Annotated in this window: 32 protein-coding genes and 1 pseudogene; 13 read left to right on the top strand and 20 right to left on the bottom strand. The window is 65.4% G+C overall.

Features of this window, described 5'->3' with window-relative positions; all coding sequences use genetic code 11:
• Position 1 precedes the first annotated feature (1 nt).
• The 13 genes from ACU0BR_RS07590 to ACU0BR_RS07530 form a co-directional block, all read right to left on the bottom strand.
• Positions 2–733 (bottom strand): TVP38/TMEM64 family protein, encoded by a 732-nt coding sequence (locus tag ACU0BR_RS07590; RefSeq protein WP_446156246.1) that lies wholly within the window; start codon positions 731–733, stop codon positions 2–4.
• Between the two features lie 223 nt (positions 734–956).
• The gene (locus ACU0BR_RS07585) at positions 957–1,766 is read right to left on the bottom strand and encodes a division plane positioning ATPase MipZ (protein ID WP_446156245.1); all 810 of its coding nucleotides are present in this window, start codon (positions 1,764–1,766) and stop codon (positions 957–959) included.
• Between the two features lie 108 nt (positions 1,767–1,874).
• Positions 1,875–2,096 carry a 50S ribosomal protein L31 gene (gene rpmE, locus ACU0BR_RS07580; RefSeq protein WP_446156244.1) on the bottom strand — a complete coding sequence of 74 codons (222 nt, stop codon included), beginning with the start codon at positions 2,094–2,096 and terminating at the stop codon, positions 1,875–1,877.
• A gap of 11 nt (positions 2,097–2,107) precedes the next feature.
• Positions 2,108–2,497 (bottom strand): 50S ribosomal protein L19, encoded by a 390-nt coding sequence (gene rplS / locus ACU0BR_RS07575; RefSeq protein WP_446156243.1) that lies wholly within the window; start codon positions 2,495–2,497, stop codon positions 2,108–2,110.
• 51 nt (positions 2,498–2,548) lie between these two features.
• Positions 2,549–3,391 (bottom strand): tRNA (guanosine(37)-N1)-methyltransferase TrmD, encoded by an 843-nt coding sequence (trmD, locus tag ACU0BR_RS07570; RefSeq protein WP_446156242.1) that lies wholly within the window; start codon positions 3,389–3,391, stop codon positions 2,549–2,551.
• A gap of 148 nt (positions 3,392–3,539) precedes the next feature.
• The gene (locus ACU0BR_RS07565) at positions 3,540–3,701 is read right to left on the bottom strand and encodes a DUF1328 family protein (protein ID WP_446156241.1); all 162 of its coding nucleotides are present in this window, start codon (positions 3,699–3,701) and stop codon (positions 3,540–3,542) included.
• A 153-nt stretch (positions 3,702–3,854) separates the two neighbouring features.
• Positions 3,855–4,361 carry a ribosome maturation factor RimM gene (gene rimM / locus ACU0BR_RS07560; protein ID WP_446156240.1) on the bottom strand — a complete coding sequence of 169 codons (507 nt, stop codon included), beginning with the start codon at positions 4,359–4,361 and terminating at the stop codon, positions 3,855–3,857.
• A 124-nt stretch (positions 4,362–4,485) separates the two neighbouring features.
• The gene (gene bluB / locus ACU0BR_RS07555; RefSeq protein ID WP_446156239.1) at positions 4,486–5,151 is read right to left on the bottom strand and encodes a 5,6-dimethylbenzimidazole synthase; all 666 of its coding nucleotides are present in this window, start codon (positions 5,149–5,151) and stop codon (positions 4,486–4,488) included.
• A complete protein-coding gene (gene rpsP / locus ACU0BR_RS07550) occupies positions 5,135–5,521 on the bottom strand; it encodes a 30S ribosomal protein S16 (protein WP_446156238.1) in 387 nt (128 codons plus the stop codon). The genes bluB and rpsP overlap by 17 nt, the downstream gene beginning before the upstream one ends.
• Positions 5,522–5,560: 39 nt before the next feature.
• Positions 5,561–5,902, bottom strand: coding sequence for a chorismate mutase (locus ACU0BR_RS07545; RefSeq protein ID WP_446156261.1), 342 nt, complete (start codon positions 5,900–5,902; stop codon positions 5,561–5,563).
• A gap of 2 nt (positions 5,903–5,904) precedes the next feature.
• Positions 5,905–6,210 carry a hypothetical protein gene (locus tag ACU0BR_RS07540; RefSeq protein ID WP_446156237.1) on the bottom strand — a complete coding sequence of 102 codons (306 nt, stop codon included), beginning with the start codon at positions 6,208–6,210 and terminating at the stop codon, positions 5,905–5,907.
• Positions 6,211–6,224: 14 nt separating this feature from the next.
• Complete coding sequence (gene ffh, locus ACU0BR_RS07535) at positions 6,225–7,718, bottom strand: signal recognition particle protein (RefSeq protein ID WP_446156236.1); 1,494 nt, start codon at positions 7,716–7,718, stop codon at positions 6,225–6,227.
• A 246-nt stretch (positions 7,719–7,964) separates the two neighbouring features.
• On the bottom strand, positions 7,965–8,552 hold the full coding sequence (locus ACU0BR_RS07530) for an FMN-dependent NADH-azoreductase (protein WP_446156235.1): 588 nt from the start codon (positions 8,550–8,552) through the stop codon (positions 7,965–7,967).
• 261 nt (positions 8,553–8,813) lie between these two features.
• Between ACU0BR_RS07530 and ACU0BR_RS07525 the strand changes: the two genes are divergently transcribed.
• Together ACU0BR_RS07525 and ACU0BR_RS07520 are read left to right on the top strand one after the other, a co-directional pair.
• Positions 8,814–9,698: a LysR family transcriptional regulator gene (locus tag ACU0BR_RS07525; protein WP_446156234.1), complete on the top strand. Its 885-nt coding sequence runs from the start codon at positions 8,814–8,816 to the stop codon at positions 9,696–9,698.
• Positions 9,699–9,774: 76 nt separating this feature from the next.
• Positions 9,775–10,677 carry a DMT family transporter gene (locus ACU0BR_RS07520; protein ID WP_446156233.1) on the top strand — a complete coding sequence of 301 codons (903 nt, stop codon included), beginning with the start codon at positions 9,775–9,777 and terminating at the stop codon, positions 10,675–10,677.
• On the opposite strand, the gene ACU0BR_RS07515 is transcribed toward ACU0BR_RS07520, so the two are convergent.
• Positions 10,668–11,006: an ArsR/SmtB family transcription factor gene (locus ACU0BR_RS07515; RefSeq protein ID WP_446156232.1), complete on the bottom strand. Its 339-nt coding sequence runs from the start codon at positions 11,004–11,006 to the stop codon at positions 10,668–10,670. The genes ACU0BR_RS07520 and ACU0BR_RS07515 overlap by 10 nt on opposite strands.
• Before the next feature lie 231 nt (positions 11,007–11,237).
• Here ACU0BR_RS07515 and ACU0BR_RS07510 point away from each other — a divergent pair, with 231 nt between their 5' ends.
• From ACU0BR_RS07510 to ACU0BR_RS07490, 5 genes are all read left to right on the top strand, one after another.
• Complete coding sequence (locus ACU0BR_RS07510; RefSeq protein WP_446156231.1) at positions 11,238–11,570, top strand: AtpZ/AtpI family protein; 333 nt, start codon at positions 11,238–11,240, stop codon at positions 11,568–11,570.
• A 50-nt stretch (positions 11,571–11,620) separates the two neighbouring features.
• Positions 11,621–12,328 carry a F0F1 ATP synthase subunit A gene (locus tag ACU0BR_RS07505; protein WP_446156260.1) on the top strand — a complete coding sequence of 236 codons (708 nt, stop codon included), beginning with the start codon at positions 11,621–11,623 and terminating at the stop codon, positions 12,326–12,328.
• A 51-nt stretch (positions 12,329–12,379) separates the two neighbouring features.
• On the top strand, positions 12,380–12,616 hold the full coding sequence (locus ACU0BR_RS07500; RefSeq protein WP_446156230.1) for a F0F1 ATP synthase subunit C: 237 nt from the start codon (positions 12,380–12,382) through the stop codon (positions 12,614–12,616).
• Between the two features lie 76 nt (positions 12,617–12,692).
• A complete protein-coding gene (locus ACU0BR_RS07495) occupies positions 12,693–13,232 on the top strand; it encodes a F0F1 ATP synthase subunit B' (RefSeq protein WP_446156229.1) in 540 nt (179 codons plus the stop codon).
• Between the two features lie 4 nt (positions 13,233–13,236).
• Entirely contained in the window at positions 13,237–13,791 is a 555-nt protein-coding gene (locus tag ACU0BR_RS07490; RefSeq protein WP_446156228.1) for a F0F1 ATP synthase subunit B, read from the top strand.
• Positions 13,792–13,889: 98 nt separating this feature from the next.
• Here ACU0BR_RS07490 and ACU0BR_RS07485 read toward each other — a convergent pair whose 3' ends face one another.
• From ACU0BR_RS07485 to ACU0BR_RS07475, 3 genes are all read right to left on the bottom strand, one after another.
• Positions 13,890–14,657 carry a FadR/GntR family transcriptional regulator gene (locus ACU0BR_RS07485; RefSeq protein WP_446156259.1) on the bottom strand — a complete coding sequence of 256 codons (768 nt, stop codon included), beginning with the start codon at positions 14,655–14,657 and terminating at the stop codon, positions 13,890–13,892.
• Between the two features lie 127 nt (positions 14,658–14,784).
• Positions 14,785–15,444, bottom strand: coding sequence for an OmpA family protein (locus ACU0BR_RS07480; protein WP_446156227.1), 660 nt, complete (start codon positions 15,442–15,444; stop codon positions 14,785–14,787).
• A 194-nt stretch (positions 15,445–15,638) separates the two neighbouring features.
• Complete coding sequence (locus tag ACU0BR_RS07475; RefSeq protein ID WP_446156226.1) at positions 15,639–16,499, bottom strand: methylated-DNA--[protein]-cysteine S-methyltransferase; 861 nt, start codon at positions 16,497–16,499, stop codon at positions 15,639–15,641.
• Positions 16,500–16,634: 135 nt separating this feature from the next.
• Here ACU0BR_RS07475 and nth point away from each other — a divergent pair, with 135 nt between their 5' ends.
• Both nth and ACU0BR_RS07465 read left to right on the top strand, forming a co-directional pair.
• On the top strand, positions 16,635–17,279 hold the full coding sequence (gene nth / locus ACU0BR_RS07470) for an endonuclease III (protein ID WP_446156225.1): 645 nt from the start codon (positions 16,635–16,637) through the stop codon (positions 17,277–17,279).
• The gene (locus ACU0BR_RS07465; protein ID WP_446156224.1) at positions 17,276–18,268 is read left to right on the top strand and encodes an adenosine kinase; all 993 of its coding nucleotides are present in this window, start codon (positions 17,276–17,278) and stop codon (positions 18,266–18,268) included. Before nth ends, ACU0BR_RS07465 begins: the two co-directional genes overlap by 4 nt.
• A 310-nt stretch (positions 18,269–18,578) precedes the next feature.
• Here the strand turns inward: ACU0BR_RS07465 and ACU0BR_RS07460 are convergent, their stop codons facing one another.
• Positions 18,579–19,382: a sulfotransferase family protein gene (locus ACU0BR_RS07460; protein WP_446156223.1), complete on the bottom strand. Its 804-nt coding sequence runs from the start codon at positions 19,380–19,382 to the stop codon at positions 18,579–18,581.
• 198 nt (positions 19,383–19,580) lie between these two features.
• Here ACU0BR_RS07460 and ACU0BR_RS07455 point away from each other — a divergent pair, with 198 nt between their 5' ends.
• Together ACU0BR_RS07455 and ACU0BR_RS07450 are read left to right on the top strand one after the other, a co-directional pair.
• The gene (locus ACU0BR_RS07455; RefSeq protein WP_446156222.1) at positions 19,581–21,158 is read left to right on the top strand and encodes a DUF5928 domain-containing protein; all 1,578 of its coding nucleotides are present in this window, start codon (positions 19,581–19,583) and stop codon (positions 21,156–21,158) included.
• Between the two features lie 8 nt (positions 21,159–21,166).
• The gene (locus ACU0BR_RS07450) at positions 21,167–21,547 is read left to right on the top strand and encodes an HIT domain-containing protein (RefSeq protein ID WP_446156221.1); all 381 of its coding nucleotides are present in this window, start codon (positions 21,167–21,169) and stop codon (positions 21,545–21,547) included.
• A gap of 102 nt (positions 21,548–21,649) precedes the next feature.
• Here ACU0BR_RS07450 and ACU0BR_RS07445 read toward each other — a convergent pair whose 3' ends face one another.
• Entirely contained in the window at positions 21,650–22,597 is a 948-nt protein-coding gene (locus ACU0BR_RS07445; protein ID WP_446156220.1) for an ABC transporter ATP-binding protein, read from the bottom strand.
• Positions 22,598–22,712: 115 nt separating this feature from the next.
• Here ACU0BR_RS07445 and ACU0BR_RS07440 point away from each other — a divergent pair.
• Positions 22,713–22,874: pseudogene (locus tag ACU0BR_RS07440) on the top strand (zinc-finger domain-containing protein); the annotation flags it as partial.
• A 216-nt stretch (positions 22,875–23,090) separates the two neighbouring features.
• Entirely contained in the window at positions 23,091–25,898 is a 2,808-nt protein-coding gene (gene polA / locus ACU0BR_RS07435; protein ID WP_446156219.1) for a DNA polymerase I, read from the top strand.
• A 121-nt stretch (positions 25,899–26,019) separates the two neighbouring features.
• Here polA and ACU0BR_RS07430 read toward each other — a convergent pair whose 3' ends face one another.
• Entirely contained in the window at positions 26,020–26,610 is a 591-nt protein-coding gene (locus ACU0BR_RS07430) for a DUF1285 domain-containing protein (protein ID WP_446156218.1), read from the bottom strand.
• Positions 26,611–26,615: the final 5 nt, after the last annotated feature.

The following is a 26,615-nucleotide window of genomic DNA, read 5'->3' as shown; positions in this document are numbered from 1 at the left end:
GTCAAAGCCCCTTTTCGCGGCGGACCGCCTTCAACGCGACAGGCAGCAGCGCCAGCGCGCAAAGCCCCAGGATCGGCAGCAGGATGTGCCATTCGAAGATGATGCCGAAATCGGGCGTCTCGTCGCGCTCGAACAGATCGCCCAGCCCCGCCCCGACGGAGGTATAGACCAGCGCACCGGGAATGATGCCGAGGAACGTCGTGATCACATAGCGGTGGAGCGGCACGCCCACCAGCGAGGGTATCAGATTGGCCACGAAAAAGGGCACCGCCGGCACCAGCCGGATCAGAAACAGCATCGACCATTGATTGTCGTCGATGCCCGTCTTGATGCGCGACACGGCCCCGTCGCCGCCCCGAAGCCGCGCGGCCAGCATGTCGCCCAGACCCCAGCGCGCCGCCAGAAAGATGGCCGTGGCGCCGATGGTCGCCCCCAGCACGTTATAGAGCACCCCCGGGAACACCCCGAAGAGGAAGCCGCCGGTGAGCGTCGCGATCGTCGCCCCCGGCAGGCTGAATCCGGCGATCAGCACATAGACGCCGACGAAGGCCAGGACCGTCAGCACCCTGTTTTCATCGCGGAAGGAGGCAAGCCCCTCGTGATTTTCGCGCAGCGTCTCGAACGAGAGGTAATCGCGCAGGAAGAACGCGCCGAGCGCGGCGCAGATCAGGATCGCCAGCAGCGGCAGCCCGCGCAGAAGTCCCGCTTTTCGATTAACCGTGCTCTGGGTCATGGACGGGCATCTCCTGCATCGTTCAGGCGATAATGCGTTTTTAAGGCGGCGCGCGACAGGGGCGCGGCGGCCGTGTCACATCGGGTTGAACACAGGTGAGCGCGGGGGCGGGCGAAACCGCTCGGGGACCGCTTCGGGCGCTCGGCAAGGCGGACGGCTGAAACAATTCGCATCCATCCGGCGCCGGAATGTTACAGGGCACGGGCGCGGGCGCCGCACCCGGTCAGAAATCTATCGTGACGCCCGGCAGTTCCAGCGATTTCATCAGGTCGCGCACTTCCTGCCGCGCGGCGACGTTCGACAGGTTGAGGTTCTGAATGCCGATGTCCTTCAGATCCAGCAGCGTCAGGCCGCGGGGGAAAAGTTCGCGGAAGATCACGCGCTCGGAAAAGCCGGGCGCCACGCGAAAGCCGATGCGCCTGGACAGCGTTTCCAGCGCCTCGCCGACCTTTTTCTTGTTGTGCATGTACTGGCTGCCCAGCCGGTTGCGCAGCACGATCCAGTCGATCGGCGGCAAGCCCGCCTGTGATCGCAGCTGCCGTGCCGCCCAGACCATTTCCGAATAGACCGAAGGCCCCAGGATCTTGTTGTTGTCGGGGTCCATCCGCGCCAGCAGGTCGAAATCGACGAAGCTGTCGTTGAGGGGCGTGATCAGCGTGTCGGCCAGCGAATGCGCCACCTGGCTCAACCGGGTGTGCGAACCGGGGCAGTCGATGACGATGAAATCGCATTTGCCCTCGAGCTGGGCCACGGCGGTCGACAGCTTGACGTCGAACACGTTTTCGCCGGGTCCGAGCGTGGCCTCATCGACCTCGGGCAGTTCCATCAGCTCGGGGCTGGCAAAGCTCAGCCCGTTCTTCTGTGCGTTGCCGAGCCGGTTCTCGATGTATCGGCCAAAGGTGCGTTGACGCAGATCCAGATCCATCGCGCCGACCCTGTGCCCCATGCGGGCCAGCGCCGTGGCCACATGCATCGACACTGTGGATTTGCCAGAGCCGCCCTTTTCGTTCCCGGATACGATAATATGTGCCACGCAGAAATTGCCCCCGCCTCAAATACTGAAAAGGCGTACCCGATAGGGTACGCCTTCACTATATGTTGTGTATTGGCGCTTGGGAAGCGCCAGTGAGCAAACTGTGGCCTAGAAACCCAGTCCTTCGTATTTTTTCTTGAATTTCGATACGCGGCCGCCCGTGTCCATCAACCGCGAAGAGCCTCCGGTCCAGGCCGGGTGGACCGACGGGTCGATGTCCAGCGCCAGCTGGTCGCCTTCGGAGCCCCAGGTGGATTTCATTTGAACCACGGTGCCGTCGGTCATCTTGACGTCGACGATGTGATAGTCGGGGTGGATGTCGGCTTTCATCTCGTCTCTCCTCAGGCTTGGGCGCCGGCCGATTTCTTCGGCCGATAGTTGGACTGCTCCGCGATACGGGCGGATTTGCCGCGACGCGCGCGCAGGTAGTAAAGCTTGGCGCGACGCACCTTGCCGCGGCGGACCACGGTGATGCTGTCGATGTTGGTCGAGTGCAGCGGGAACACACGCTCCACGCCCTCGCCGAACGAAATCTTGCGGACGGTGAAGCTGCCCGCGATGCCCACGCCGTTCTTGCGTGCGATGCAGACGCCTTCGTAGTTCTGCACGCGGGTGCGCGTGCCTTCCGTCACCTTGAAGCCGACGCGGATGGTGTCACCCGCCTTGAAATCCGGAATTTCCTTGCCGAGCGCTTCAACTTGCTCGGCTTCCAGCTGTGCGATCAGATCCATCGCAGCTCTCCTAATCATGCTCGCGGTTTTTTCCGCGAAGTGGGCGCGTCCTCAGAGCTCTCGGTCTTCGTCCGGGTCCCTATTGTGTCTTGCACAGTAAGCCCGCCAGAGATCAGGTCGTCGTTGCTTTGTCAGCCTTTCGGCCATGACCCGGCGCCAGTCGGAGATATTGGCGTGATGTCCCGAAAGAAGAACTTCGGGGATCGCGCGACCGTTCCAGACAGCGGGTTTCGTATACTGCGGATGTTCCAGCAGACCGTCGGAAAAGGATTCCTCCTCCGTCGATGCCTGATTCCCCAGCACGCGCGGTATAAGGCGGACCGTGGCGTCGATCAAGGCCTGAGCTGCGATCTCGCCGCCGGTCATCACGAAGTCCCCGAGCGAGACCTCCTCGACGCCATGATGTTCCAGCACGCGTTCGTCCACGCCCTCGAACCGGCCGCACAGCAGCGTGACACCGCGCGCGGACGCCAGCCGGTGCGCCATGGCCTGATCGAAGCGCCGCCCGCGCGGCGACAGGTAGATCACCGGCCATTGGCCGGGCGCCGCCGCCGGGTCGGGCGTGTCGCGGGCGGCAAAGCCGAGGGCACGATCGACGATGTCGGCGCGCAGCACCATGCCCGCGCCGCCGCCCGCGGGCGTGTCATCGACGTTGCGATGCTTGCCTTCGCCGAACAGCCGCAGGTCGATCGGCTCCAGCGACCAGAGGCCCTGTTGCAGCGCCTTGCCCGTCAGGCTTTCGCCGAGGATGCCGGGAAAGGCATCGGGTAGCAGCGTGATCACCCGCGCCTTCCACGTTCCCGCCAGATCGGGGGTGTCGCTCATCAGTTCGCGTGGGCGGGCAGAGGCCGCGATCCGCAGCCTGCCGTGGGATTTGCTCGGAGGTGTCGACATTGCGCGGATCTATCCCGCGCCCGCAGCCTGCGCAAGAGCGCTGGAAAGCGCGCGCGGCAGAGAGGCGCCCGCGCTTGTGTCCGGTCAGGCGGCGCGCCCGGGGCGCGTGCTCGGCCCCACCCGCCAGCGCAGGCGCGGATCGGCCGGGTCAGGCGATCGCGAAGACGCCCAGCAGCATCAGCAGGAACAGGATGAGCGCGATCCCCACCAGGATTTTCACGCCGGTCATCGCCGCGCCCGACACCCGGCCAAAGCCCAGCAGACCAGCAATCGCCGCAACGACAAGGAGGATCAGGATAAGCTTCAGCATGGGGGAACCTTTCATTTGCGACCAATGTTCTGGCCAGATCGTGGCGGGTCACGCCGATGTGATCCTCGCTCGCGGCTCAACCGGCCTGCGGGGCAAAGGTTCCGTCAAGGGGGCAGAAAGGCGAAGGCGCGGCGGCCGGAACGACGGGGCGGGTTAAAGCAGCCCCTCGGGCGGGTCGGCGACGATGCGTCCCTGCGCCAGATCGACCGTCGGCACGGCCTCGCGGGTGAAGGGCAGCAGGATCGTGCTGCTGCGGCCGGGTTGAAACAGTTCCAGCAGATCGCCGGAGCCGTGGTTCATGACCGCGCGCACGTGGCCGAGCGCCGCGCCGCCGGTATCCACCACCTCCAGCCCGATCAGATCGGCGTGGTAGAATTCATCGTCGGGCAGGGCGGGCAGGGCGTCGCGCGGGGCATAAAGGCGGGTGCCGCGCATCGCGTCGGCCTGTTCCTTGCTCGCGATGCCGCCCAGACGGGCCGCGAAGCCGCCCGCGACGGGCCGCGTCACCTTGACGGTAAAGCTGCGGGTGCCGTCCTCGGTGATCAGGGGGCCGTAATCGCCAATGGAGGCGGGATCGGCGCAGAAGGATTTCAGGCGCACCTCGCCCTTGACCCCGAAGGAGCCCGCAATCGCACCAAGGCAGATCAGGTCGGATTTCAAGACAGCTTCTCCGTGAGGCAGCGCGGGCGAGACAGGGGGCGGGGCGTGAATGGGGGGCGGGGCGTGAACGGGAGGCGGGGCGTGAACGGGAGGCGGGGCGTGAACGGGGGCAAAGACATCCTCCCTAGCGCCTCAGGATCTGGTGCGAAAGCTGGCGCGTCTGCCAGCCGACGGTTTCCAGCTCCGGTGTGACGGTCTGCGCCTGGGGCCACCCCACGCAGAGATAGCCGACCAGCACCCAGCCCTCGGGCACCGACAGATCGCGGCACAGCCGGTCGGGGTCGAGGATGGAAACCCAGCCGACGCCCAGACCCTCGGCGCGGCTGACCAGCCAGAACTGGGTGATGGCGGCGACCACCGAATAGCGGCGCATCTCGGGCATGGATTTTGCGCCCAGCCCGCGGCCCTGGCGCGTCGCCTCATCGCAAAAGATCGCCAGCTGCACGGGCGCCTCGCGCATGCCCGATAGCTTCAGCCCCGCATAGGTGCGGGCGCGTTCGCCGCTGTATCCGGCCAGGGCCTCGGCATTGGCGGTCTGGAAATTGTCCAGCACCTCCGCGCGCGCGGCGGGGCTGTCGACGCGCATGATGCGCCAGGGTTGCGACAGCCCCACCGAGGGGGCCAGCGCGAAACTGTCCAGGCAGCGGTCGATCAGCGCGTCATCCACAGGCGTGGCCTGGAAATGCCGCACGTCCCGCCGCCAGCGCAGCAGGTCGTCGAGCGTCCGCCGGAATTCCTGATCGAATTCCGGCGGCTGCCCCCGGGTCCGGCGATCACTCGGCAGCGGCATCATCCGCGGGGGCGTTGGCGGCCTCTGCGGCAGCGGCCGACTTGGCGGCCTTCTGCTCGGCGCGCTCATTGGCTTTCTTGCCGGGAACGCCTTTCTTGTTGTTGGCGCGGTCCTTCTTGGGCAGAACGCCCGCGTTTTCCAGGAAGCGGCTGACGCGGTCGGAGGGCTGGGCGCCCTGGTCCAGCCAGAATTGCACGCGCTCCATGTCCATCTTGACGCGGTCCTCGCTGTCCTTGGCCAGCAGCGGGTTGTAGGTGCCCAGCTTTTCCTTGAAGCGGCCGTCGCGCGGCATGCGGCTGTCGGCGGCGACGATGGCGTAATGCGGGCGCTTCTTGGAGCCGCCGCGCGCTAGTCTGATTTTCATAGCCATGAGAATTCTCCTTGATACTGGCCTGACGGGTCGCCCCGCCTATTCCTTGATCTGTTTGTGATGACGGATGACTTCCTGAATGACGAAATTCAGGAATTTCTTGGCGAAATCGGGGTCGAGGTCGGCCTCCTGGGCCAGCCACTCCAACCGTTCGATCTGGCGGTCCTCGCGCGCGGGGTCCGAGGGCGGCAGGTCGTGCCGCGCCTTGAGCCGCCCGACGGCCTGCGTGTGCTTGAACCGCTCGCCCAGTGTGTAGACCAGGATCGCGTCGAGCCGGTCGATCGAATCGCGGTGATCCTTCAGCAGGTCTGCGGCGCGGTTGGTGGCATCCGTGGTGGCGTCCGTCTCGGGGGTCATCCGGGGCGTGGGGGTGTCTTGCATGCTCATGCGCTGCATCCCGCCAGGGCCACGCGAACATGCGTTTCGGCCGTCGCCGCGGTCGCGGGCTCGACCTCGACAGGGGTCAGTTCGGTGCAAGCGGTCGCCTCGCGCGCGGCCTTGACGGCAATCGCGGCGGCTTCGGTCCGGCCGAGGCTGCGCGCCGACAGGATCGTGACGCGCGCGCTGGCGCCCTCACGCGCGACGAGCACCGACAACCCCGGCGCGCCGAACGCCGACTGATTGTCGAGCAACAGATCGTCCGAGCCGGGCACGCTCGCCGCGCATCCGGCCAAAAGACCGGGAAGCATCCACGAGAGCCGCCTCATTTCTTTTTTCCAAAGCCGGACAGGCCGGGGGGCAGCCCGCCGCCTGCGCCGAAATTCGCCATGCCGGGGGGCAGGGTGCCGGGGGCGCCCATCCGGGCCGCCATCGCCTCCGCCTCTTCGGGCGACGGCGCGCCGCCCTTGCCGAACATCTGGCCAAGCGCGCCCTTCAGCATCCCCTTCTTGCCCATCTTGCCCATCTTTTTCATCATGTCGGCCATCTGGCGGTGCATCTTGAGCAGCTTGTTCAGCTCGCTCACCTCCAGCCCCGCGCCTTTGGCGATGCGCTTCTTGCGGCTGGCCTGAAGGATCTGCGGATTGGCGCGTTCCTTCTTGGTCATCGAATTGATCAGCGCGATCTGGCGCTTGAGCATCCCGTCGTCCATGCCCGCCTTTTCGGCCTGGGCGGACATCTTCTTCATGCCGGGCAACATGCCCATGACGCCTTCCATGCCGCCCATCTTCTGCATCTGCTGGATCTGCATCTTCAGGTCGTTCATGTTGAACTGACCCTTCTGAAAACGCTTCATCATGCGCTCGGCCTGTTCGGCCTCGATCGTCTCGCGCGCCTTTTCCACCAGGCTGACGATATCGCCCATGCCCAGAATGCGGCCGGCGATGCGCTCGGGGTGGAACTCCTCCAGCGCGTCCATCTTCTCGCCGAGGCCCACGAACTTGATCGGCTTGCCGGTCACCGCGCGCATCGACAGGGCGGCGCCGCCGCGCCCGTCGCCGTCCATCCGGGTCAGCACCACGCCCGAAATACCGACCTTGGCCTCGAATTCCTCGGCCACATTGACCGCGTCTTGGCCGGTCAGCCCGTCGACCACCAGCATCGTCTCGCGCGGGTTGGCCACGTCGCGCACCGCCTGGACCTCATCCATCAGCGCGGCGTCGATGTGCAACCGCCCGGCGGTGTCCAGCATATAGACGTCATAGCCGCCCATCGCGGCCTGCGTCTTCGCGCGTTTGGCAATTTGCACCGCGCTTTCGCCCTTGACGATGGGCAGCGTGTCGACCCCGATCTGAAGGCCCAGGACGGCCAGCTGTTCCATCGCGGCGGGGCGGTTCGTGTCGAGCGAGGCCATCAGCACCCGCTTGCCGTGCCGGTCGGTCAGCCGCTTGGCGAGCTTGGCGGTGGTCGTCGTCTTGCCCGACCCCTGAAGCCCGACCATCAGGATCGGCGCGGGCGGGTTGTCGATCTTGAGCTCGCCGATCGCGCCGGCGTCGCCCGCCAGCACATGCACCAGCTCGTCATGCACGATCTTGACGACCTGCTGGCCGGGCGTGACGGATTTCGTCACCGCCTGGCCGGTCGCCTTTTCCTGCACGGCCTTGACGAAATCGCGCGCCACCGGCAGCGACACGTCGGCCTCAAGCAGGGCCACGCGCACCTCGCGCAGGGCGGTCTTCACATCGTCTTCGGACAGGGCGCCCTGTTTGGTCAGACGCTCGAAAACGCCGGAAAGGCGGTCGGATAGATTTTCAAACATGCCTTCGGCCCCTTTCGACCCTGTTCACACCTGCCCCTTCAGATAAGAAGGAACGCTCCATAGACCAACGGCACCCACGGGCGAAACTCGCTGGTGGGTGTCGATCCCCGACAATGGGCCGGGGACCGGAAGCGTGAAACTTCCGGGATATGGGGCGCGCTATATGCGCCGCGGCGTGGGGAGTCAAGCCGCGGGCAGGGGGCAGGGCGCTGGGGTAAGGCCCGCAGCCCTGTGGCCGTGCCGGGATCAGGCGGCCAGCTGCGCGACGGCCGAATGCGCCTTGGCGATCGTGCCCTCGGTATCCAGCGCCAGCTGATCGGCGCGGATGAATTCAACCTGCGTGATGCCGATGAACCCCAGGATGTGCTTGATATAGCGCCCGGCAAAATCGATGTCGGAGCCAAGTTCCGTCCCGCCCGAGGCCAGTGCCACGATGGCCCGCTTGCCGGTCAGCAAGCCCTCGGGCCCCGCTTCGGTATAGCGGAACGTCTCTCCGGCGCGGGCGATCAGGTCGATCCACGCCTTGAAGCTGGCCGGCACGGAAAAGTTGTAGACCGGCAGCCCGATCACCAGCACATCCGCGGCCCGCAGCTCCTCGACCAGGGTCTGCGACAGCGCCAGCGCATCGTGCTGCGCCTCGGTGCGCGCTTCGGCGGGGGTGAAATTCGCGCCGACCCAGGCCTCGTCGATCAGCGGCAGCGGTTGCGAGAGGTCGCGGCGGGTGACGGCCGCGCCCGCAAACCGTGCGGTGATGCGATCCGTCAGATCGCGCGAAACGGAGCCCGCGATGCGGGCAGAGCCATCGATACGCAGAATATTCAGGCTGTCGGACATGAGATTTTTCCTTGGTCGGGGCATCGCAGAGGCGCCGGAGGTCAGGGCGCCGGGGTGCCGGATTGCGCTTGGGACACAGGTGGACCTGCGCAGGTTCAAACGCAACACGGGCCAGGGAACAGATCATGTGCGCGAATGAACAGGTCGCGGCCGTGCCCTAGCGCCAACCCTGGCGCCAACCCCCGAGCCGCGAAATCCATTGCCCCGGTCGGGTTTGGTCGGCATTAACAAGGGCAATGCAAAGAAGGGGACTGCGCCGCGATGGAAAACTGGGACGAGATCCGCACCGCTTTTCACGTGGCCCGCCTGGGCACCGTCTCCGCCGCGGCGGAGGAGCTGGGCGTGCATCATGCCACCGTCATCCGGCATGTCGACGCTCTGGAATCGCGCATGGGGGTCAAGCTGTTCCAGCGTCACGCGCGCGGCTACACCGCGACCGAGGCGGGCCGGGACCTGATGGTCGTGGCGCAGACCACACACGATCAGTTCGGCCAGCTGGCCAGCCGCATCAAGGGGCGCGGCGAAGAGGTGACGGGAGAGCTGGTCGTCACCTCGGTCACGCCGCTGGCCTCCGTGCTGTCGCCGATCCTGGTGGAGTTCCAGGCCGAACACCCCGAGCTGACGGTCCGCTACCTGACGGATGAACGCGTCTTCCGCCTGGAATACGGCGAGGCGCATGTCGCCATCCGCGCAGGCCGCATTCCACAGGAACCCGACAATGTGGTGCAGCCGTTCCTGCGGCTGGATTTCGCGCTCTACGGGCATCAATCCTATCTGGCGACGGTGCCCGAACCCGACCCCGCCGCCGGATTTCCGGGCCAGCGCTTCGTCGCGCTCGACGATGCGAACAGCCGCGTGGGCTTTCAGCGCTGGATCGAGGCAAACATCCCCCCCGATCAGGTCAGCTTTCGCACCTCGACCATCCATTCGATTGAGGAGGCGGTCATTTCGGGCGCGGGGCTCGGGTTCCTGCCGACCTGGCGGGCCGAAAGATACCCGGAGCTGCGCCGTATCGCGCCACCCGACCCGGCGCTTTCGGCGGAATGCTGGCTGGTCACCCACGTCGATCTGCACCGAACCGCCAAGGTCCAGACCTTCGTGACCTATCTCAAGCAGCGCGCGCGCGAATGGGCCGATGCCCACTGATCCCGCCGTGGCGTCGCCGGCCCCGGCTCCGGCCCCGGCCGCGCGGGTGAACGAGGCGTGGCGCGGACACGCGGCGATGCTGTGTTTTTCCGCGCTCGTGGCCGGGTCCTTTTCGCTGGGGGCGCTGGTCGCGAACCAGATCGCGCCCGCCGCCATGAACGCGGGCCGGTTTCTGATCGCGGGGGCCATCCTGGCCGCGCTGCTGGCCGTCCGGGGCGGCTTTCGGCGGGGCGATTTCGCGGCCCCCTGGCGGTTTCTGGTGCTGGGCGGGCTGTTCGCGGTCTATTTCGTGCTGATGTTCGAGGGGCTCAAGACCGCGGCGCCGGTATCGGCGGCGGCGGTCTTCACCCTGATGCCGATCCTGACGGCCGGGTTCGGCTGGCTGCTGCTGCGGCAGCACACGACGCCGCGCATGGCCCTGGCCCTGGCGATCGGCGCGGCGGGCGCGCTTTGGGTGATCTTTCGCGCGGATCTGTCGGCGCTGCTGAGCGCCGGGATCGGCACCGGAGAGGTCATCTATTTCTGGGGCTGCGTCGCGCATGCGCTCTATATTCCCATGGTCAAGAAGCTCAACCGGGGCGAATCCGCGCTTGCCTTCAGCTTCGGCACGCTGGTGGCGGGCTTCGGCGTGCTGCTGGTCTGGGGCTGGGGCGACATCGCGCGGACGGATTGGGCGAACCTGCCCGCGCTGGTCTGGGGCACCATGCTTTACGTCGCGGTCTTCGCCAGCGCGGCGACCTTCGTGCTGTTGCAATATGCGGCTCTGCGCCTGCCCGCGGCCAAGGTGATCGCCTATACCTTTCTGACCCCCAGCTGGGTCATCCTGTGGGAGCTTGCGCTGGGCCACGGCGCGCCGCGCCCGCTGGTGGCGGTGGGGGTGCTGATGACCGGCGTGGCGCTGGCGCTGCTGTTGAAGGACGAAGGCGCGCGCACCGGGCAGGCGGCCCCTCCGCATCGCGCAGGCAAGGCTCAACCCTGATCGGGGCGGTCTTCCAGCTCTGCGTTCAGGAATTTCTCGAAGGCATCCAGATCCAGCGCCTCGTACTGGCCGAACGCCTGCATCCAGACCGAAGCCTCCTTCATCGCGTCGGGGTCGAGCTTGCACCACTTCACGCGCCCGCGCTTTTCCTGCACGATCAGCCCTGCGCGCATCAGGATCGACAGATGCTTGGAAATCGCCGCCAGCGACATGGCGAAGGGCTCGGCCACATCGGTGACGGCCATGTCATCCTCCAGCAGCATGGTCAGGATGCGCCGACGGGTCGGATCGGCCAAGGCGGCGAAGACACGGTCCAGATGCTGTTCCATGCGCTCGGGGTAATGCCGCGGGCCGGCGTCGGTCAACCGAAAGGTTGAATATGCCGATTGCGCCTTGATGGGGTCAATCCCCCCGCCGGCCAAGGTGACGCACCCCGGTGCCATCGTGAAAAACGTCTTTGTATCAGCATGTTGTCCATTTCGCGAAACGGCGAACGTGCGCTTGACTCCGCAGTGCTGCGTTTCTAGGTTCGCCGCGACCATCCGAGAGGGTCTTTTCTCATGTCCGAACGGCTTGATCAGGAGCGCCTGAAGCAGTTGGAGGACCGGATTGCGAAGCTGAAAGGCGGCAGCAAGCCGGAAAAGCACCATTCGGAAGAGCATTATTCCAAGGCGCAGCTGGCGTGGCGGATGGTGATCGAACTTGTGGCCGGTCTGGGGATCGGTTTCGGCATTGGCTACGGGCTGGACGCGCTGTTCGGAACCCTGCCGCTGTTTCTGGTGGTGTTCACGCTGCTGGGGTTTGCGGCCGGGGTCAAGACGATGATCCGCTCGGCCAATGAGGCGCAGAAGCAGACGATGGCGGAAAGCTCCGCCAGGGACGAGAGGGATTAGACGTGGCTGTTGAAAGCATCGAAGAAAAAAGCGGTTTGGTCTTTCATCCGATGAACCAGTTCATCGTCGAGCCGCTGTTCGGCGGTGACGCGGTGCATTGGTACACCCCCACCAACGTGACGTTGTGGATGGCCGTGACGATCCTGGGCGTCGTGGCCCTGTTGGTGCTGGGCACCCGGGGGCGGGCGATGATCCCGAGCCGCGTGCAGTCGATCAGCGAGCTTGCCTACGGCTTCGTGCACAAGATGGTCGAGGATGTCGCGGGCAAGGATGCGCTGCGCTACTTCCCCTATATCATGACGCTGTTCATGTTCATCGTCTTCGCCAATTTCGTGGGCCTGCTGCCCACCGCCTTTACCACCACCTCGCATATCGCCGTCACCGGCGTGCTGGCGATGGCGGTGTTCCTGACGGTCACCATCCTGGGTTTCGTCAAGAACGGCGCGGCCTTTCTGGGGCTGTTCTGGGTCAGCTCGGCGCCGCTGGCGCTGCGCCCGATCCTGGCGCTGATCGAGGTGATTTCCTACTTCGTCCGCCCGGTCAGCCACTCCATTCGTCTGGCCGGCAACATGATGGCCGGTCACGCGGTGATCAAGGTGTTCGCGGGCTTTGCCGCCATCGCCGTGATCTCGCCGCTGTCGGTGCTGGCGATCACCGCCATGTACGGCCTGGAGGTGCTGGTCGCCTTCATCCAGGCCTACGTCTTCACCATTCTGACCTGCGTGTACCTGCGCGATGCGCTCCATCCCAGCCACTAAGGTCCGTTTTCGAACTCTATAGCCAATTCCAACCGTAAGGAGAAACACGACATGGAAGGCAATATCGTACTCATGGGTGCTTACATCGGCGCTGGCCTGGCCTGTATCGGCATGGGCGGAGCAGCTGTCGGTGTGGGCAACGTTGCCGGCAACTTCCTGTCGGGCGCGCTGCGCAACCCGTCGGCCGCCGCATCCCAGACCGCCACGCTGTTCATCGGCATCGCATTCGCCGAAGCGCTGGGGATCTTCTCGTTCCTCGTCGCGCTGCTGCTGATGTTCGCCGTCTGATCCACCTGACGATCCTTACGGTCGGGCGGGCCTGCGCGGCCCGTCCGGCATCTTCATAGGTTCCAGGAGAACGATCATGGCAACTGTAGCGGAACAAGCCGCACAATCAGTTCCCACGAAATCCGTGGGAATGCCGCAGCTTGATGCATCCACCTTTCCCAACCAGATCTTCTGGCTGGTCGTCACGCTGCTGGTCCTTTATTTCGTGCTGTCGCGCGTGGCCCTGCCGCGCATCGCGTCGGTTCTGGCCGAACGCCAGGGCACGATCACCAATGACATCGCCACCGCCGAAGAGCTGAAGCTGAAGGCCACCGAAGCCGAAGCCGCCTATGAAAAGGCCCTGGCCGACGCGCGGATCGAGGCACAGAACATCGTCGCGGCCGCCAAGGCGGACATCCAGGCGGATCTGAATGCGGCCATCGCCGACGCGGATGCCGAAATCGCCGCACGTTCGGCCGAGTCGGAAAAGCGCATCGGCGAGATCCGTGAAAGCGCCCTGGCGAACGTCGAGCAGGTGGCCAAGGACACGGCCCGCGAAATCGTCGCGGCCCTGTCGCCGGTTTCCGCGGACGATGCGGCGATCGACGCCGCCGTCACCAGCCGGATCAAAGGGTAGCCACATGAAAAAGCTCATCACGCTTCTGACGGTATCGGCCAGCCCCGCGGCCGCCGCGACCGGACCCTTCTTCAGCCTGGGCAACACCGACTTCATCGTTCTGATGGCGTTCATCGTCTTTGTCGGGGTGCTGTTCTATTTCAAGGTGCCGTCGCTGATCGGCGGAATGCTCGACAAACGCGCCGAAGGCATCCAGTCCGATCTGGAAGAGGCGCGTGCCCTGCGCGAAGAGGCGCAGGCCCTGCTGGCATCCTATGAGCGCAAGCAGCGCGAGGTGCAGGAGCAATCCGATCGCATCGTCGCCAACGCCAAGGAAGAGGCCGCCCGTGCCGCGGCACAGGCGAAAGAGGATCTGAAGGTTTCCATCGAACGTCGCATCCGCGCCGCCGAGGAACAGATCGCCTCCGCCGAGGCCGGTGCAATGAAAGAGGTCCGCGACCGTGCGATCACCGTCGCCGTGGCCGCCGCGCGCGACTACATCGCCTCTCAGCTGACCGCCGCGCAGAGCAATGCGTTGATCGACGACTCGATCGCGCAGGTGAAGGCCAAGCTTCACTAGGCGGCGGCCCCGCCATCCGAAATCGGCAAGGAACCGGCCCCCGTGGCCGGTTTTTCATGAGCGATCGAGAGGCCGCAAAGGGCAAAGCGGCGCGCCCTTCAGCGGTTTTGCGTATGCTCGAACCTCAGCCGGGCCACATCTTCGTTGCGGTCGGCCTTGCGTTGCTCGGCGAGGGAGGTTTCGACAAAATCGAGATGCGCTTCAACCGCCACGCGCGCCTGTTCCGCGTCGCGCCGCTGGAGCGCGGTGTTGATCGCGCGGTGCTGGTCGAGCAGGGCCTCCCGCGTCGTGCGACGCTGAAACATCACCTGACGGTTGTAGAACACCCCCTGACGCAGCAGGTCGAACATCGATCGCATCATGTGCAGCAGCACGACGTTATGGCTGGCCTCGACGATCGACATGTGGAACTCGGCGTCGAGGAACGCCTCTTCGGCCGGGCTTTTCTTTTGATGCGCGGCCTCCATGCGGCGCAGATTGGCGTCGATGATCCGCAGATCGGTGTCGGACCCCAGCCGCGCGGCGCGCTCGGCGGCGATGCCTTCCATGTCGCGGCGAAACCCGATGTAGTCGAAGACCGCTTCATCATGGGCGGCGAAAAGCTGGGTCAGCGCCTTGGGAAAGGTCGCCGACAGGGTTTCCGCAACAAACAGCCCCGCGTTGGCGCGAGTCGTCAGCAGGCCGCGAGCTTGCAGATCGGCGATCGCTTCGCGCAGGGACGGGCGCGACACGCCCAGCTTTTCGGACAGTTCACGCTCCGACGGGAGACGCTCGCCGGGACGCAGGATGCCGCGCAGGATCAGCAATTCGATCTGACGCGCGACGGAACAGGAAAGTTTTTCAGCGGCAATCTTTTGAAAAGGCATTGATCCCCCCAACGCAATATCAGGGTAGTAGGGCGCAATGCGCAGCGTAACAATAAAAAACGAGCAATAAAAAGGCCGGAGACGCGCCCCGGCCTTTTCGATCATTGCGTCACGCGCGTCGCGCGCCTCAGTTCGGGCGAATGGTGATGTCGACGCGACGGTTCTGCGCGCGGCCCGATGCGGTCAGGTTCGACGCAATGGGCTGGTTCTCGCCCGCGCCCGATGCCCGCAGACGGCTCGACGGCACGCCCGCATTGCGCAGAACCGAGGTCACGGCCAGCGCCCGGCGCTCGGACAGGTCCTGGTTGTAGGCGGCGGTGCCGGTGTTGTCGGTGTGACCGACGACCTGCACGGTGGAGCCGGGATAGCGGTTGAGGCTGGCGGCCAGCGTACGCAGATCCGCCTGCAACGCGGGCTGCAGCGAGGCGCTGTCGACGGCAAACAGGATATCCTGCGGCATGCGCACGATCAGCTCGTTGCCGGTGTTGATCACCGTGATGCGGCTGTCGAGGTTGGCCTGAAGCTCGGCCGCCTGCTTGTCCATGTTGTAGCCGATGGCCGCGCCGCCTGCCGCGCCGATGACCGCCCCGGCCAGCGCGCGGTTGCGCCGCTCTTCGCCGGTGTCGCCGGAAATCGCGCCGGCAGCCGCCCCGGCGACGCCGCCCAGGATGGCGCCCTGACGCAGGTTGCGGTTGGGGTCCTGGGGATTGTACGCATTCGGCTCGCACGCGGTCAGCAGAACCAGGCCAGCCAGACCGGCAGTCATAGTTTTGGCAGAGGTAATCATTGGTATAATCCTTGTCTTCGCATTGACGAAACAACGCAGCAATATCCTTTGTGTTCCCGAAGAGCACCGAGAAAATCCCGGGCGTCGGCGGGAATCTGCAAGAGCGGGTTTTGTGCGGCGGGTTTCGTGCGGGCGGTCCGGCGGCGCCTCGCGGGGCGGCAGCGGCTCGCGGGCGGGGGTGCCGCCGCCTTGATCTAGGCGGTTTCGGCGGCCTCCCAGGCCAGCATGGCACGCTTGACGGGCAGCCCCCAGTGATAGCCCCCCAGCCCGCCGCTTTTGCGCAGCGCGCGGTGGCAGGGGATGAGCCAGCTGACCGGATTGCGCCCCACGGCGGTGCCGACCGCACGCACCGCCCGCGGCGCGCCGATCGCGGTGGCGATGTCGGAATAGGTGGTCACATGCCCGGTCGGAATGCTCATCAGCGCCTCCCAGACCTTGATCTGAAAGGGCGCGCCGATCAGGTGCAGCGGGGTGGCCTGCCCGGCCTGGCCCGCGCGGCGCGGCCGGAACGCGGCCTCGACCCAGGCGCGCAACGGCTCGGGCGCATGGTGCAGCGCGGCATGGGGCCAGCGTGCGGCCATATCCTGAAAGGCGGGTTCGTCGCCGGTCTCCTCGACGAAGGCGATGCCGCAGAGACCGCGATCTGTACCCATCGCGAGCGTCCTGCCGAAGGGGCTGTCGAACCAGCCCCAGCGGATGCTCAGCCCGCGCCCCTTGCGCGCATATTGACCGGGGCTCATCGCTTCCCAGGTCACAAACAGATCGTGAAGCCGCCCGCCCCCCGACAGCCCGCTTTCGACGGACGCCTGCAAGGTGGTATGGCGCGTCTCCAGCAGGGCTTTCGCGTGCTCCAGCGTCAGCCATTGCTGATAGCGTTTGGGCGACACGCCCGCCCATTGGCTGAAAAGCCGCTGGAAATGCGCGGGGCTCATGTGCATTTGCTGCGCGATCTCGCAAAGCGGGGGCGCCTGGGCGCCCGCGTCGTCGATGATCTCGATCGCGCGGCGCATCAGTTGGTAATGATAACGGCCCTCCGGCTCGGCTCCATCCATCATCTCGGCTCTTCCTTGCAGGGTTCAATACGCCAGCTACACCAGATCTAGGCGATGCGCCCCCGCGCCGCGACCCGAATCCTGCGCAAAACGGGGGCGGGACTTGTGCAGCGATACGCGAGAAGGCATACCGCACTCATGGCCAGTCAGCTTGATTATCATACCATATCTGCCATCTTCGAGCGGTTTCGTGCGGCAGAACCCGAGCCCGAGGGAGAGCTTGCGCATGTGAATGCCTACACGCTGCTGGTGGCGGTCACGCTGTCGGCGCAGGCCACCGACGTGGGCGTGAACCGCGCGACCGAGCGGCTTTTCCGCATCGCCGATACGCCGCAGAAGATGCTGGATCTGGGCGAAGAAGGGCTGATCGAGCATATCAAGACAATCGGTCTCTATCGCAACAAGGCGCGCAACGTCATCAAGATGGCGCGTATCCTGGTCGAGCATTACGGCGGTGCGGTCCCGACTTCGCGCGCCGCGCTGGAAAGCCTGCCGGGCGTGGGCCGCAAGACCCCGAATGTGGTGCTGAACATGCATTGGGCGCACCCCGCCCAGGCGGTCGACACCCATATCTTTCGCGTGGGCAACCGCACCGGGATCTGCCCCGGCAAGGACGTCGTCGCGGTGGAACGCGCGCTGGAGGATCACGTGCCGGTGGAATACCAGCGCCACGCACATCATTGGCTGATCCTGCATGGCCGCTACACCTGCAAGGCGCGCCGCCCGCTCTGTCCCACCTGTCTGATCCGGGACCTGTGTCCCTATGAGGAGAAAACCCAGTGAAGAAATATCAGGTTGTCGGTATCGGCAATGCGATGGTCGATGTGCTGTCGACCGAAGAGGACGCCTTTCTGGCCGAAAACGGCATCCAGAAAGGCATCATGCAGCTGATCGACATGGAACGGGCGGTGGATCTCTATGCCAGGGTCGGCCCGGCGACCGAGGTGTCGGGCGGCTCGGCCGCGAACACCATCGCGGGAATCGCGCATCTGGGCGGACGCGTGGGCTACGTCGGCAAGGTCAAGGACGACCAGCTCGGCCGCATCTTCGCGCATGACCTGCGCGCGCAGGGGGCCGATTTCGACACGCCCCCGGCCGCGGTCGATGCCGCGCAGGAAACCGGCCGTTGCATCGTGCTGGTCACGCCCGACGGCGAACGCTCGATGAACACCTATCTGGGCGTGACGGAATTTCTCGCTCCAGCCGATATCGACCCTGCGCAAATGGCGCAGGCCGATTGGATCTATCTGGAAGGATACCGCTTCGACGGGCCCGACAGCCACGCGGCCTTCGCCAAGGCCGTGACGGCGTGCAAGGGCGCGGGTGGCAAGGTGTCGTTGACGCTTTCCGATCCGTTCTGCGTGGAACGTCACCGCGACGCGTTCCGCAAGATGATCGACGAAGACGTGGACCTGCTGTTCTGCAATCGCGCCGAACTGCTGTCGATGTACCAGACCGACGATTTCGACCATGCGCTGGAACGCGCCGCGGCGGAGGTCGAAACCGTCGCCTGCACCGACAGCGAAAACGGGGCTCACCTGATGTGTGCCGGACAACGCCGGCACGTGCCCGCCACGCAGGTCACGATCCGCGATGCCACCGGCGCGGGCGACATGTTCGCGGCCGGTTTCCTGTGGGGGCTGAGCGAAGGCCATGACGTGGACGCCTGCGGCAGAATGGGCTGCATCGCCGCCGGAGAGGTCATCAGCCACCTCGGCGCGCGCGCGACAACCGATCTGAAGGCGCTGTTCCGGCAACATGGCGTCATCTAGCGCGTCCCGGGACTGACGCGCGCCTGAATCCGCGTCGGTTTCATGCCTTCGGCGAGGATATTTGCGCGACAATGAAGCGGCAGCCCCGCACCGTTTCCGGCAACCGCAGTCTGCGCGCCGGGGGCGCGGGGCGCCGTCATCGTCGGCGGTCATCGGCATCCCTGCCTGTACCGCGCCGTCATTCTGCGCGCGCAGGCTTAACGGGCCGTGAATCCCCGCTTCATTGTCGGCAAAATATCCTCGGGGTGAATTTCGCGCCTGCGCGAAAGAGGGGCGGAAAGCCCCTGCTCAGCGGCGGCTCGGTGGCGCCTCAGTCGCCGAGTTTGGCGTGCACCTCGTCCAGGTCGATTTCGCCCAGCGGCAGCTTGTTGCCGGGGTTTTCGAAATCGTATTTGAACAGCTGGAAATCGCGTTTGTAGATTTCATAGACGAGATGCATCGACAGGTCGTCGAAGTAATCCTCGACCGGGTGGGCGCGTTTCGGGCCATGCCCCTCGCTTTCGTTGAAGCGCGGGATCGCCGCCAGATCGACGGGGTGGGCGACCTCTATGTGGTCGAGGACGGATTGCATGCCTTCGTTGAATTTCTCGGTGAAAAAGATGTTGTCGTAGCGGCCGCCGTTGGCGATGAAGGTCGCCACATGCCCCGAGGTGGCCGACCAGTGAATGTCCGGATCCATCGGGCGGCGCCAGCGGATGGTATCGCGCGCGAACAGCAGGAAGCGGCGGAAACTGGCGATCTGGTCGAAATCGCCGTCCACCTTGACGCCGTAGCGCTGGATCAGCAGCGGCACCATGTTGCCGCGATAGCGTTTGCCGTTGCGCTGGATGCCGCAGATCTTGTCGAAGAACGACGACAGGATGCGCGTGTAGGGGTTGCGCACGCAGGTGAAGGCGTAGGACCGGTTCGCGCGCACGTTGTCTTCGATCAGCGGCTGGCTGTGTTCGAGCGACCATTTATGCAGCCCCTGCGTGGCATCATGGATGTCCCCGTCGAAGAACTCGCCGTTGTCGGAGTAATACATGATCTGGCCGATCGTCGAGCAGGCGCATTTCGGCACGACGCGATAGACCACGCTTTCACTTTCGGTCATCCATGTGCCGGGAAATCCCATTTGGCGTAACTCCGACTGATTTCAATGCTATGCTTGCGGATACGTTTCCGTTGCGTCAAAAAAACAAAAATTCCAAGGCTTTTCAACGTCAGGTTATCCTATATGTGCGATCGGTGGGGCGGGCCAAGCGGCTTTATCCCCGCATGATCGGCGTGTAGGGTCGGGAAATGCGGCAAATCGGGGGCTACTGTTTCCTTTATGGCAAAAATCGCCTTTATTCTACTGTGCCACAAGGACCCCGATGCGGTCATCAGCCAGGCCCGGCGGCTGACCGCGGCCGGCGACTACATGGCGATCCATTTCGACGCGTCGGCGCCGCGCGCCGCCTATGACGAGATCAGGGCCGCGCTGAAAGACAATCCCAACGTGGTCTTTGCGGGGAAGCGGGTGAAATGCGGCTGGGGGGCCTGGTCGCTTGTGCAGGCCACGCTTCTCGCGTTGCGCGCCGCCCTGGACGCGTTTGCCCACGCGACGCATTTCTACATGCTGTCGGGCGACTGCATGGCCATCAAATCGGCGGACTACGCGCATGAGTTCCTCGACCGGCGCGATGTCGACTATATCGAGAGCTTCGATTTCTTCGAAAGCGACTGGATCAAGACGGACCTGAAGGAAGAGCGGCTCGTCTATCGCCATTTCTTCAACGAACGTAAGAACAAGGCGCTGTTCTACGCGTCGGTGAACCTGCAAAGACGGCTGAAGCTGACCCGCCGCATTCCCGGCGATCTGCAAATCATGATCGGCAGTCAGTGGTGGTGTCTGCGGCGGCGCACCTGCGAGAATATCGTCGAATTCTGCGACAGCCGCCCCGAGATCGTCCGCTTCTTCCGCACCACCTGGATACCCGATGAGACGTTTTTTCAGACGCTCGTGCGCCACCTCGTGCCGGAAGCGGAGATCGACCCACGCACGCTGACATTTCTGATGTTTTCGGACTACGGCATGCCGGTCACCTTCTACAACGACCATTTCGACCTTCTGCTGACGCAGAACTTCCTGTTCGCGCGCAAAATCTCACCCGACGCGCGGGAGCTGCGCGCGCGCCTCGGCGCGCTCTATGCGAGCGGCAAGATGGATTTCCAGATCTCCGACGAAGGCCGCCGCCTGCATAGGTTCCTCGCCGGTCGCGGCCGCATCGGGCGCCGCTTCGCCCCCCGCTTCTGGGAGGCCGAAAGCACGCTCGGCCGCGAGCGGGAATTGCTGATCGTCTCGTCGAAGAAATGGCATGTCGCCAAACGCCTGCTGGAGCGGATCCGACAGGTGACGAACCTGCCGGGCGTCGAATATCTGTTCGACGAGGAAAGCAGCGACTTGCCCGATCTCGGCGGCATCCAGTCCAGCCTGGGCAAGCGGGCGCGGCACCGGCGCGCGCTGATGCGCATGATCTTCGACCATTTCGAGAGCGATCGCCTGATCATCTGCCTCGATCCCAAGAATCTGGAGATGATCAACGATTTCTACTCCGATCGCTGCGTCACCCGGTTGCTGGAGGTCGAGTGCAATTTTTCCGATGCGTATCTAACCGGCCACGCGCGCCGCGTCGGTCTGGCCAGCCCGCAGACCCCGCCCGAGACGATGGCGCGCCTGCTGCCCACGATCCGCAACGACGTGCTGCACGAAAGCGACCAGATCCGCGACGCGAATTTTCCGCACATCTACCGCATCTCGGAAAATGCGGGGACGGAGGAAAACGCGATGGCGCTTGCATCCTTTCTGGGCGTGTCCGAAGAACGGGCGACGGAGATCGCATCATCCGAACATCTGTTTGTGGACTGAGGAAACCCATGCCCTACGCCTATGATGACCAGAACGTATTCGCCAAGATCCTGCGCGGCGAGATCCCCAACAAGACGGTGCTCGAAACCGAACATACCCTGGCGTTCGAGGATATCTCGGCCCAGGCGCCGGTGCATGTGCTGGTCATTCCCAAGGGCCGCTATGTCACCATGGACCATTTTGTGCGCGAGGCGCCGGATGAGGAGATCCTGGATTTCAACCGCACGCTCGGCCGGGTGATCGAGATGGCGGGCGTCACCGCCGACGATCATGAGGGGCACCGGGTGATTGCCAACGCTGGCCGCCATGGCGTGCAGGAGGTGCCGCATCTGCATGTGCATGTGCTGGGCGGCCGGATCCTGGGCCGGATGCTGGACGCCGCGTCCTAGGGGTCGACCCCGCGCTGTGCGGCCAGTGCGTCGACGATGCGCCGCGCTTCGGGATCGACACCCGCGGATTCCCCCGGACCCGGGGGCATCCGGCCGGATGAATCAGGATGCCGTCTTGCGGGCGGGGGGCGAGGTGAGATCCAGGAACACGTCCTCGAGATGCGCTTCTTCCGTGGCGACATCGCGGATCGTGATCCCGGCCCCCGCCACGACGCGCAGGATCGCATCGGCGGACATCTGGGTCCGGCGATAGGAAAAGGCCAGCGATCCGTCGGCGCGGCGGGACAGCTCGACGCCGTCGGGCACCGAAATTTCCCCGACCTCGGATTCGGGCTGGATCACCAGCGTCTTCGCGTCCATCCGCCCGACCAGAGCGGCGGTCTTGTCGCGCGCGATGACCTCGCCCTCGGCGATGATCGCGATTTCGTCGCACATCTCCTCGGCCTCTTCGAGGTAATGCGTGGTCAGGATGATCGTCATGCCGCCCTCATTCAGGCGGCGCACGTTTTGCCACAGCATCTGGCGCAGCTCGATGTCGACGCCGGCGGTGGGCTCGTCCAGCACCAGGATCTGCGGCTGGTGCACCAGCGCCTTGCCCAGCAGCAGCCGTCTGCGCATCCCCCCCGACAAGGATCGCGCATAGGCGTCGGCCTTATCCTCCAGGCCGATCATGCCCAGGATACGGTCGGTGATGCGCTGCGACTTCGGCACGCCGTATAGCCCCGCCTGCACCTCCAGCGCGCCGCGCGGCGTGAAGAACGGGTCCATGTTCAGCTCCTGCGGCATCACCCCGATGGCGGCGCGCGACTGGCGCGGGTTCACGTCCTGGTCGAAGCCCCAGATCCGCACCTGCCCCTGCGTCTTGCGGACCAGCCCCGCCAACACGTTGATCAGGGTCGACTTGCCCGCGCCGTTCGGGCCCAGCAGGCCAAAGATGCTGCCCTGCGGAATGTTCAAGTCGACGCCTTTCAGCGCGGTCTTCGCGGCCTGGCCCCTGGACCCGGCATAGGTCTTGTGCAAACCCTCGATCTCGATCGCATTCTCGGTCATCCGCTATCCTTCCGGGGCGAATCCTCGCGGCCCCTTGTCCGCACGGTGCGGATCGCTATTATCCCCGGACTTAGCCCTCCTGCGGCCAAGCGACAACCTATCCCGGAGCCTCAGCATGACCATAGCGCCCCCTGAAACGGAAATCGTAGACAGCTGGCGCGTGGCCTGCGACGGGGGCGGGCCAGGGCTGGGGCATCCGCGCGTGTGGTACACCATTCCGCGTGCGACCGGCTTCGTGGAATGCGGCTATTGCGACAAGAAATTCGTGCACCGCGACTGCGTGGACATGGCCGCCGGTGAAACCGGCCACGCCGATCCCGCCGCGGGCGTCGCCAACAGCGCGGGCCACCAGATCCGCAACCGCTAACCCTGTTGCGCCGGGCCCGTGCCGGGGTGGCGCCGGGGCGCGCCGGTGCGGTCCGACCCGGTCCGGCAGCTCTGGCCCCGCGCGGCCATCCGTGGCAGAACCGCGCGGCGATAACCGGAGGCAACGATGACAGAGCAATTCGGCAAGGGCCACCACCTGCATCTGATCGACGGCTCGGCCTTCATCTTTAGGGCCTATCACGCGCTGCCGCCGTTGACGCGCAAATCCGACGGGCTGCCGGTGGGGGCGGTGTCGGGCTTCGTCAACATGCTGTTCAAATACATGCAGGACAACAACGGTCCCGACGCGGCGACCCACATCGCGGTGATCTTCGACAAGGGCAGCCATACCTTCCGCAACGAGCTCTACGATCTCTACAAGGCCAACCGCGACGAGATGCCGGAGGATCTGCGCCCGCAGATCCCGCTGACCCGCCAGGCGACGGAAGCCTTCAATGTCGCCTGCAAGGAGGTCGTCGGCTTCGAAGCCGACGACATCATCGCGACGCTCGCCTGCCAGGCGCGCGAACGTGGCGGGCGCGTCACCATCGTCAGCTCCGACAAGGATCTGATGCAGCTGGTGGGCGATGGCGTCGAGATGCTGGACGCGATGAAGAACAAGCGCATCGACCGCGACGGCGTGTTCGAGAAATTCGGCGTCTTTCCCGAGCGTGTGGTCGACGTGCAGGCGCTGGCGGGCGACTCGGTCGACAACGTGCCCGGCGCGCCCGGCATCGGGATCAAGACCGCCGCGCTCTTGATTAACGAATACGGCGATCTGGATGCGCTGCTGGAGCGCGCGGGCGAGATCAAGCAGCCCAAACGGCGCCAGACGCTGATCGACCATGCCGAACAGATCCGCCTGTCGCGCAGGCTGGTGCAGCTGGATTGCGACATGGGGCTGGAATTCACGCTGGAGGATCTGGAACTGCGCCCCCCCGAGCCGCAGCGCCTGCTCGATTTCCTCAACGAGATGGAGTTCCGCACCATCACCCGCCGCGTGGCCGAGATGACCGGCGTGGAACCTCCCGCCGCCCCCGAGGCCGCGCCCGCCGCCGGGCCCGACGCCGCCCCCGGCCCCGCCGCGGTACCCTTTGTGCATGACAACTACGAATGCGTGCGCGACGCGGCCGCCCTGCAGGTCTGGATTGACCGCATCGCCGCGCAGGGCTTCGTCGCCGTGGATACGGAGACGACCAGCCTCAACGACATGCGGGCGGAACTTGTGGGCATATCGCTGGCCACCGCGCCGGGGCAGGCGTGCTATATCCCGCTCGCTCATCGTGCGGCTTCCACCGACGATCTCTTCGGCTCCGACGCGCTGGCCGAGGGGCAGATGCCGATGGACCGGGCGCTCGACGCGCTGCGCCCGCTGCTGGAGGATCCGTCGATCCTCAAGATCGGCCAGAACATGAAATATGACGCCAAGATCTTTGCGCGCAACGGCGTGATGGTGGCGCCGATCGACGATACGATGCTGATGTCCTACGCGCTGCACGCGGGGCTGCACGGGCATGGCATGGACGTGCTGTGCGAACGCTACCTGGGCCACACGGCGATCCCGATCAAGCCGCTGCTGGGGTCCGGCAAATCCGCGATCACCTTCGACCGTGTGCCGATCGACGACGCCTGCCGCTATGCGGCCGAGGACGCCGACATCACCTTGCGCCTGTGGCAGGTGCTGAAACCGCGCCTGCACGCGGGCCGGGTGACCACCGTGTACGAGACGCTGGAACGCCCGCTGGTGCCGGTGCTGGGCGCGATGGAACGCACCGGCATCCGCGTCGACCGCGACACGCTTTCGCGCATGTCCAACGCCTTCAGCCAGAAGATGGCGGGGCTGGAGGCCGAAATCCACGAGCTCGCGGGAGAGCGCTTCAACGTGGGCTCGCCCAAGCAGCTGGGCGAGATCCTGTTCGACAAGCTGAGCCTGCCCGGCGGCAAGAAGGGCAAGAACGGCGCCTGGTCCACCCCCGCCGACGTGCTGGAGGATCTCGCGACCGAGCATGACCTGCCGCGCCGCGTGCTGGACTGGCGCCAGCTGAGCAAGCTGAAATCGACCTACACCGACGCGCTGCAGGACCACATCCATCCCGACACCGGCCGGGTGCACACCTGCTATTCCATCGCGGGCGCCAACACCGGGCGGCTGGCCTCGACCGATCCGAACCTGCAGAACATCCCCGTGCGCTCGGACGAGGGGCGCCGCATCCGCGAGGCCTTCGTGGCGGAGCCGGGCAAGCGGCTGGTCTCGCTCGACTACAGCCAGATCGAGCTGCGCATCCTCGCCCATGTGGCCGGGATCGAGGCGCTGAAGACCGCGTTTCGCGACGGGCAGGACATCCACGCGATGACGGCGTCGGAAATGTTCGACGTCCCGCTGGAGGGGATGGACCCGATGATCCGCCGCCAGGCCAAGGCGATCAACTTCGGCGTGATCTACGGCATCTCGGGCTTCGGGCTCGCGCGGAACCTGCGCATTCCGCGGGCCGAGGCGCAGGGCTTCATCGACCGCTACTTCGAGCGCTTCCCCGGCATCCGCGCCTATATGGACGCGACGGTGAAATTCGCCAAGGAGACAGGCTACGTGCAGACCCTCTTCGGCCGTCGCATCAACACGCCGGAAATCGGCGCCAAGGGACCGCAGGCCGGCTTCGCCCGCCGCGCCGCGATCAACGCGCCGATCCAGGGCACCGCCGCCGACGTGATCCGCCGCGCCATGATCCGCATGCCCGAGGCGATCGCGGATCTGCCCGCGAAGATGCTGTTGCAGGTGCACGACGAACTGGTCTTCGAGGTGGAGGAGGGCGCGGTGGGCGCGCTGATCGAGGCCGCCCGCGGCGTGATGGAAAACGCGCATCTGCCCGCCGTCGATCTGTCGGTGCCGCTGACGGTCGACGCGGGCGAGGGCGCGAACTGGGCCGAAGCGCATTGATCCACGCTTCTTCTTGGCGGAAATACTCGTTTCCGCCCCATGCCGCACCGCCCATGCGGTTGTGACAGCCGCGCCACGGGGTTCGAGTATTTTCGCCGAGAAGAAGCCGGAAGCCCGCCGCCTATTCCGGCAATTCGTCGGCGGGGATGATCGGGAAAAAGGCGCCGCCCGACATGATGCCGAACCAGCGCGCGCCCGCGTGCTCGCGCCGCTCGCCCAGATCGACCAGCCGGTAAAAGCTTTTCCGGTCGATCAGCGCTTCGAGATCGGCGCGTACCAGCACATAGGGCGCGGGCTCTCCGGTGTCGGGGTCGCGCACCACCCGGAGGGGGGCGGCGGGGCCTGCCTCGACCGTGTCGCCGACATTCGTGGTGAAGCGCAGCACCTGCTGGCCCTCGCTGTGCGTCACCTTGAAATCCACCGCGACGAAGGGAGCGTCATCGACGGTGATTCCGACCTTCTCGACCGGGGTGACGAGGAAGTATTTTCCCGCCTCGCGCTTGAGGATGGTGGAGAAGAGCCGCACGAGCTCCTTCCGGCCGATCGGGGTGCCCAGGTAGAACCAGGTGCCGTCGCGCGCGATGCGCATGTCCAGATCGCCGCAAAACGGCGGGTTCCACTTGTGGACAGGGGGCAGACCCTTGCCCGAGGCAGCCCGTGCGGAGGCTGCGAGGTTTTCCGCTGAGGGTGTCACGATGTCTTGTCCGCTCATTGCTT

Source organism: Brevirhabdus sp. (genome assembly GCF_052826345.1).
This window is presented reverse-complemented; position numbering and strand designations above follow the sequence as displayed.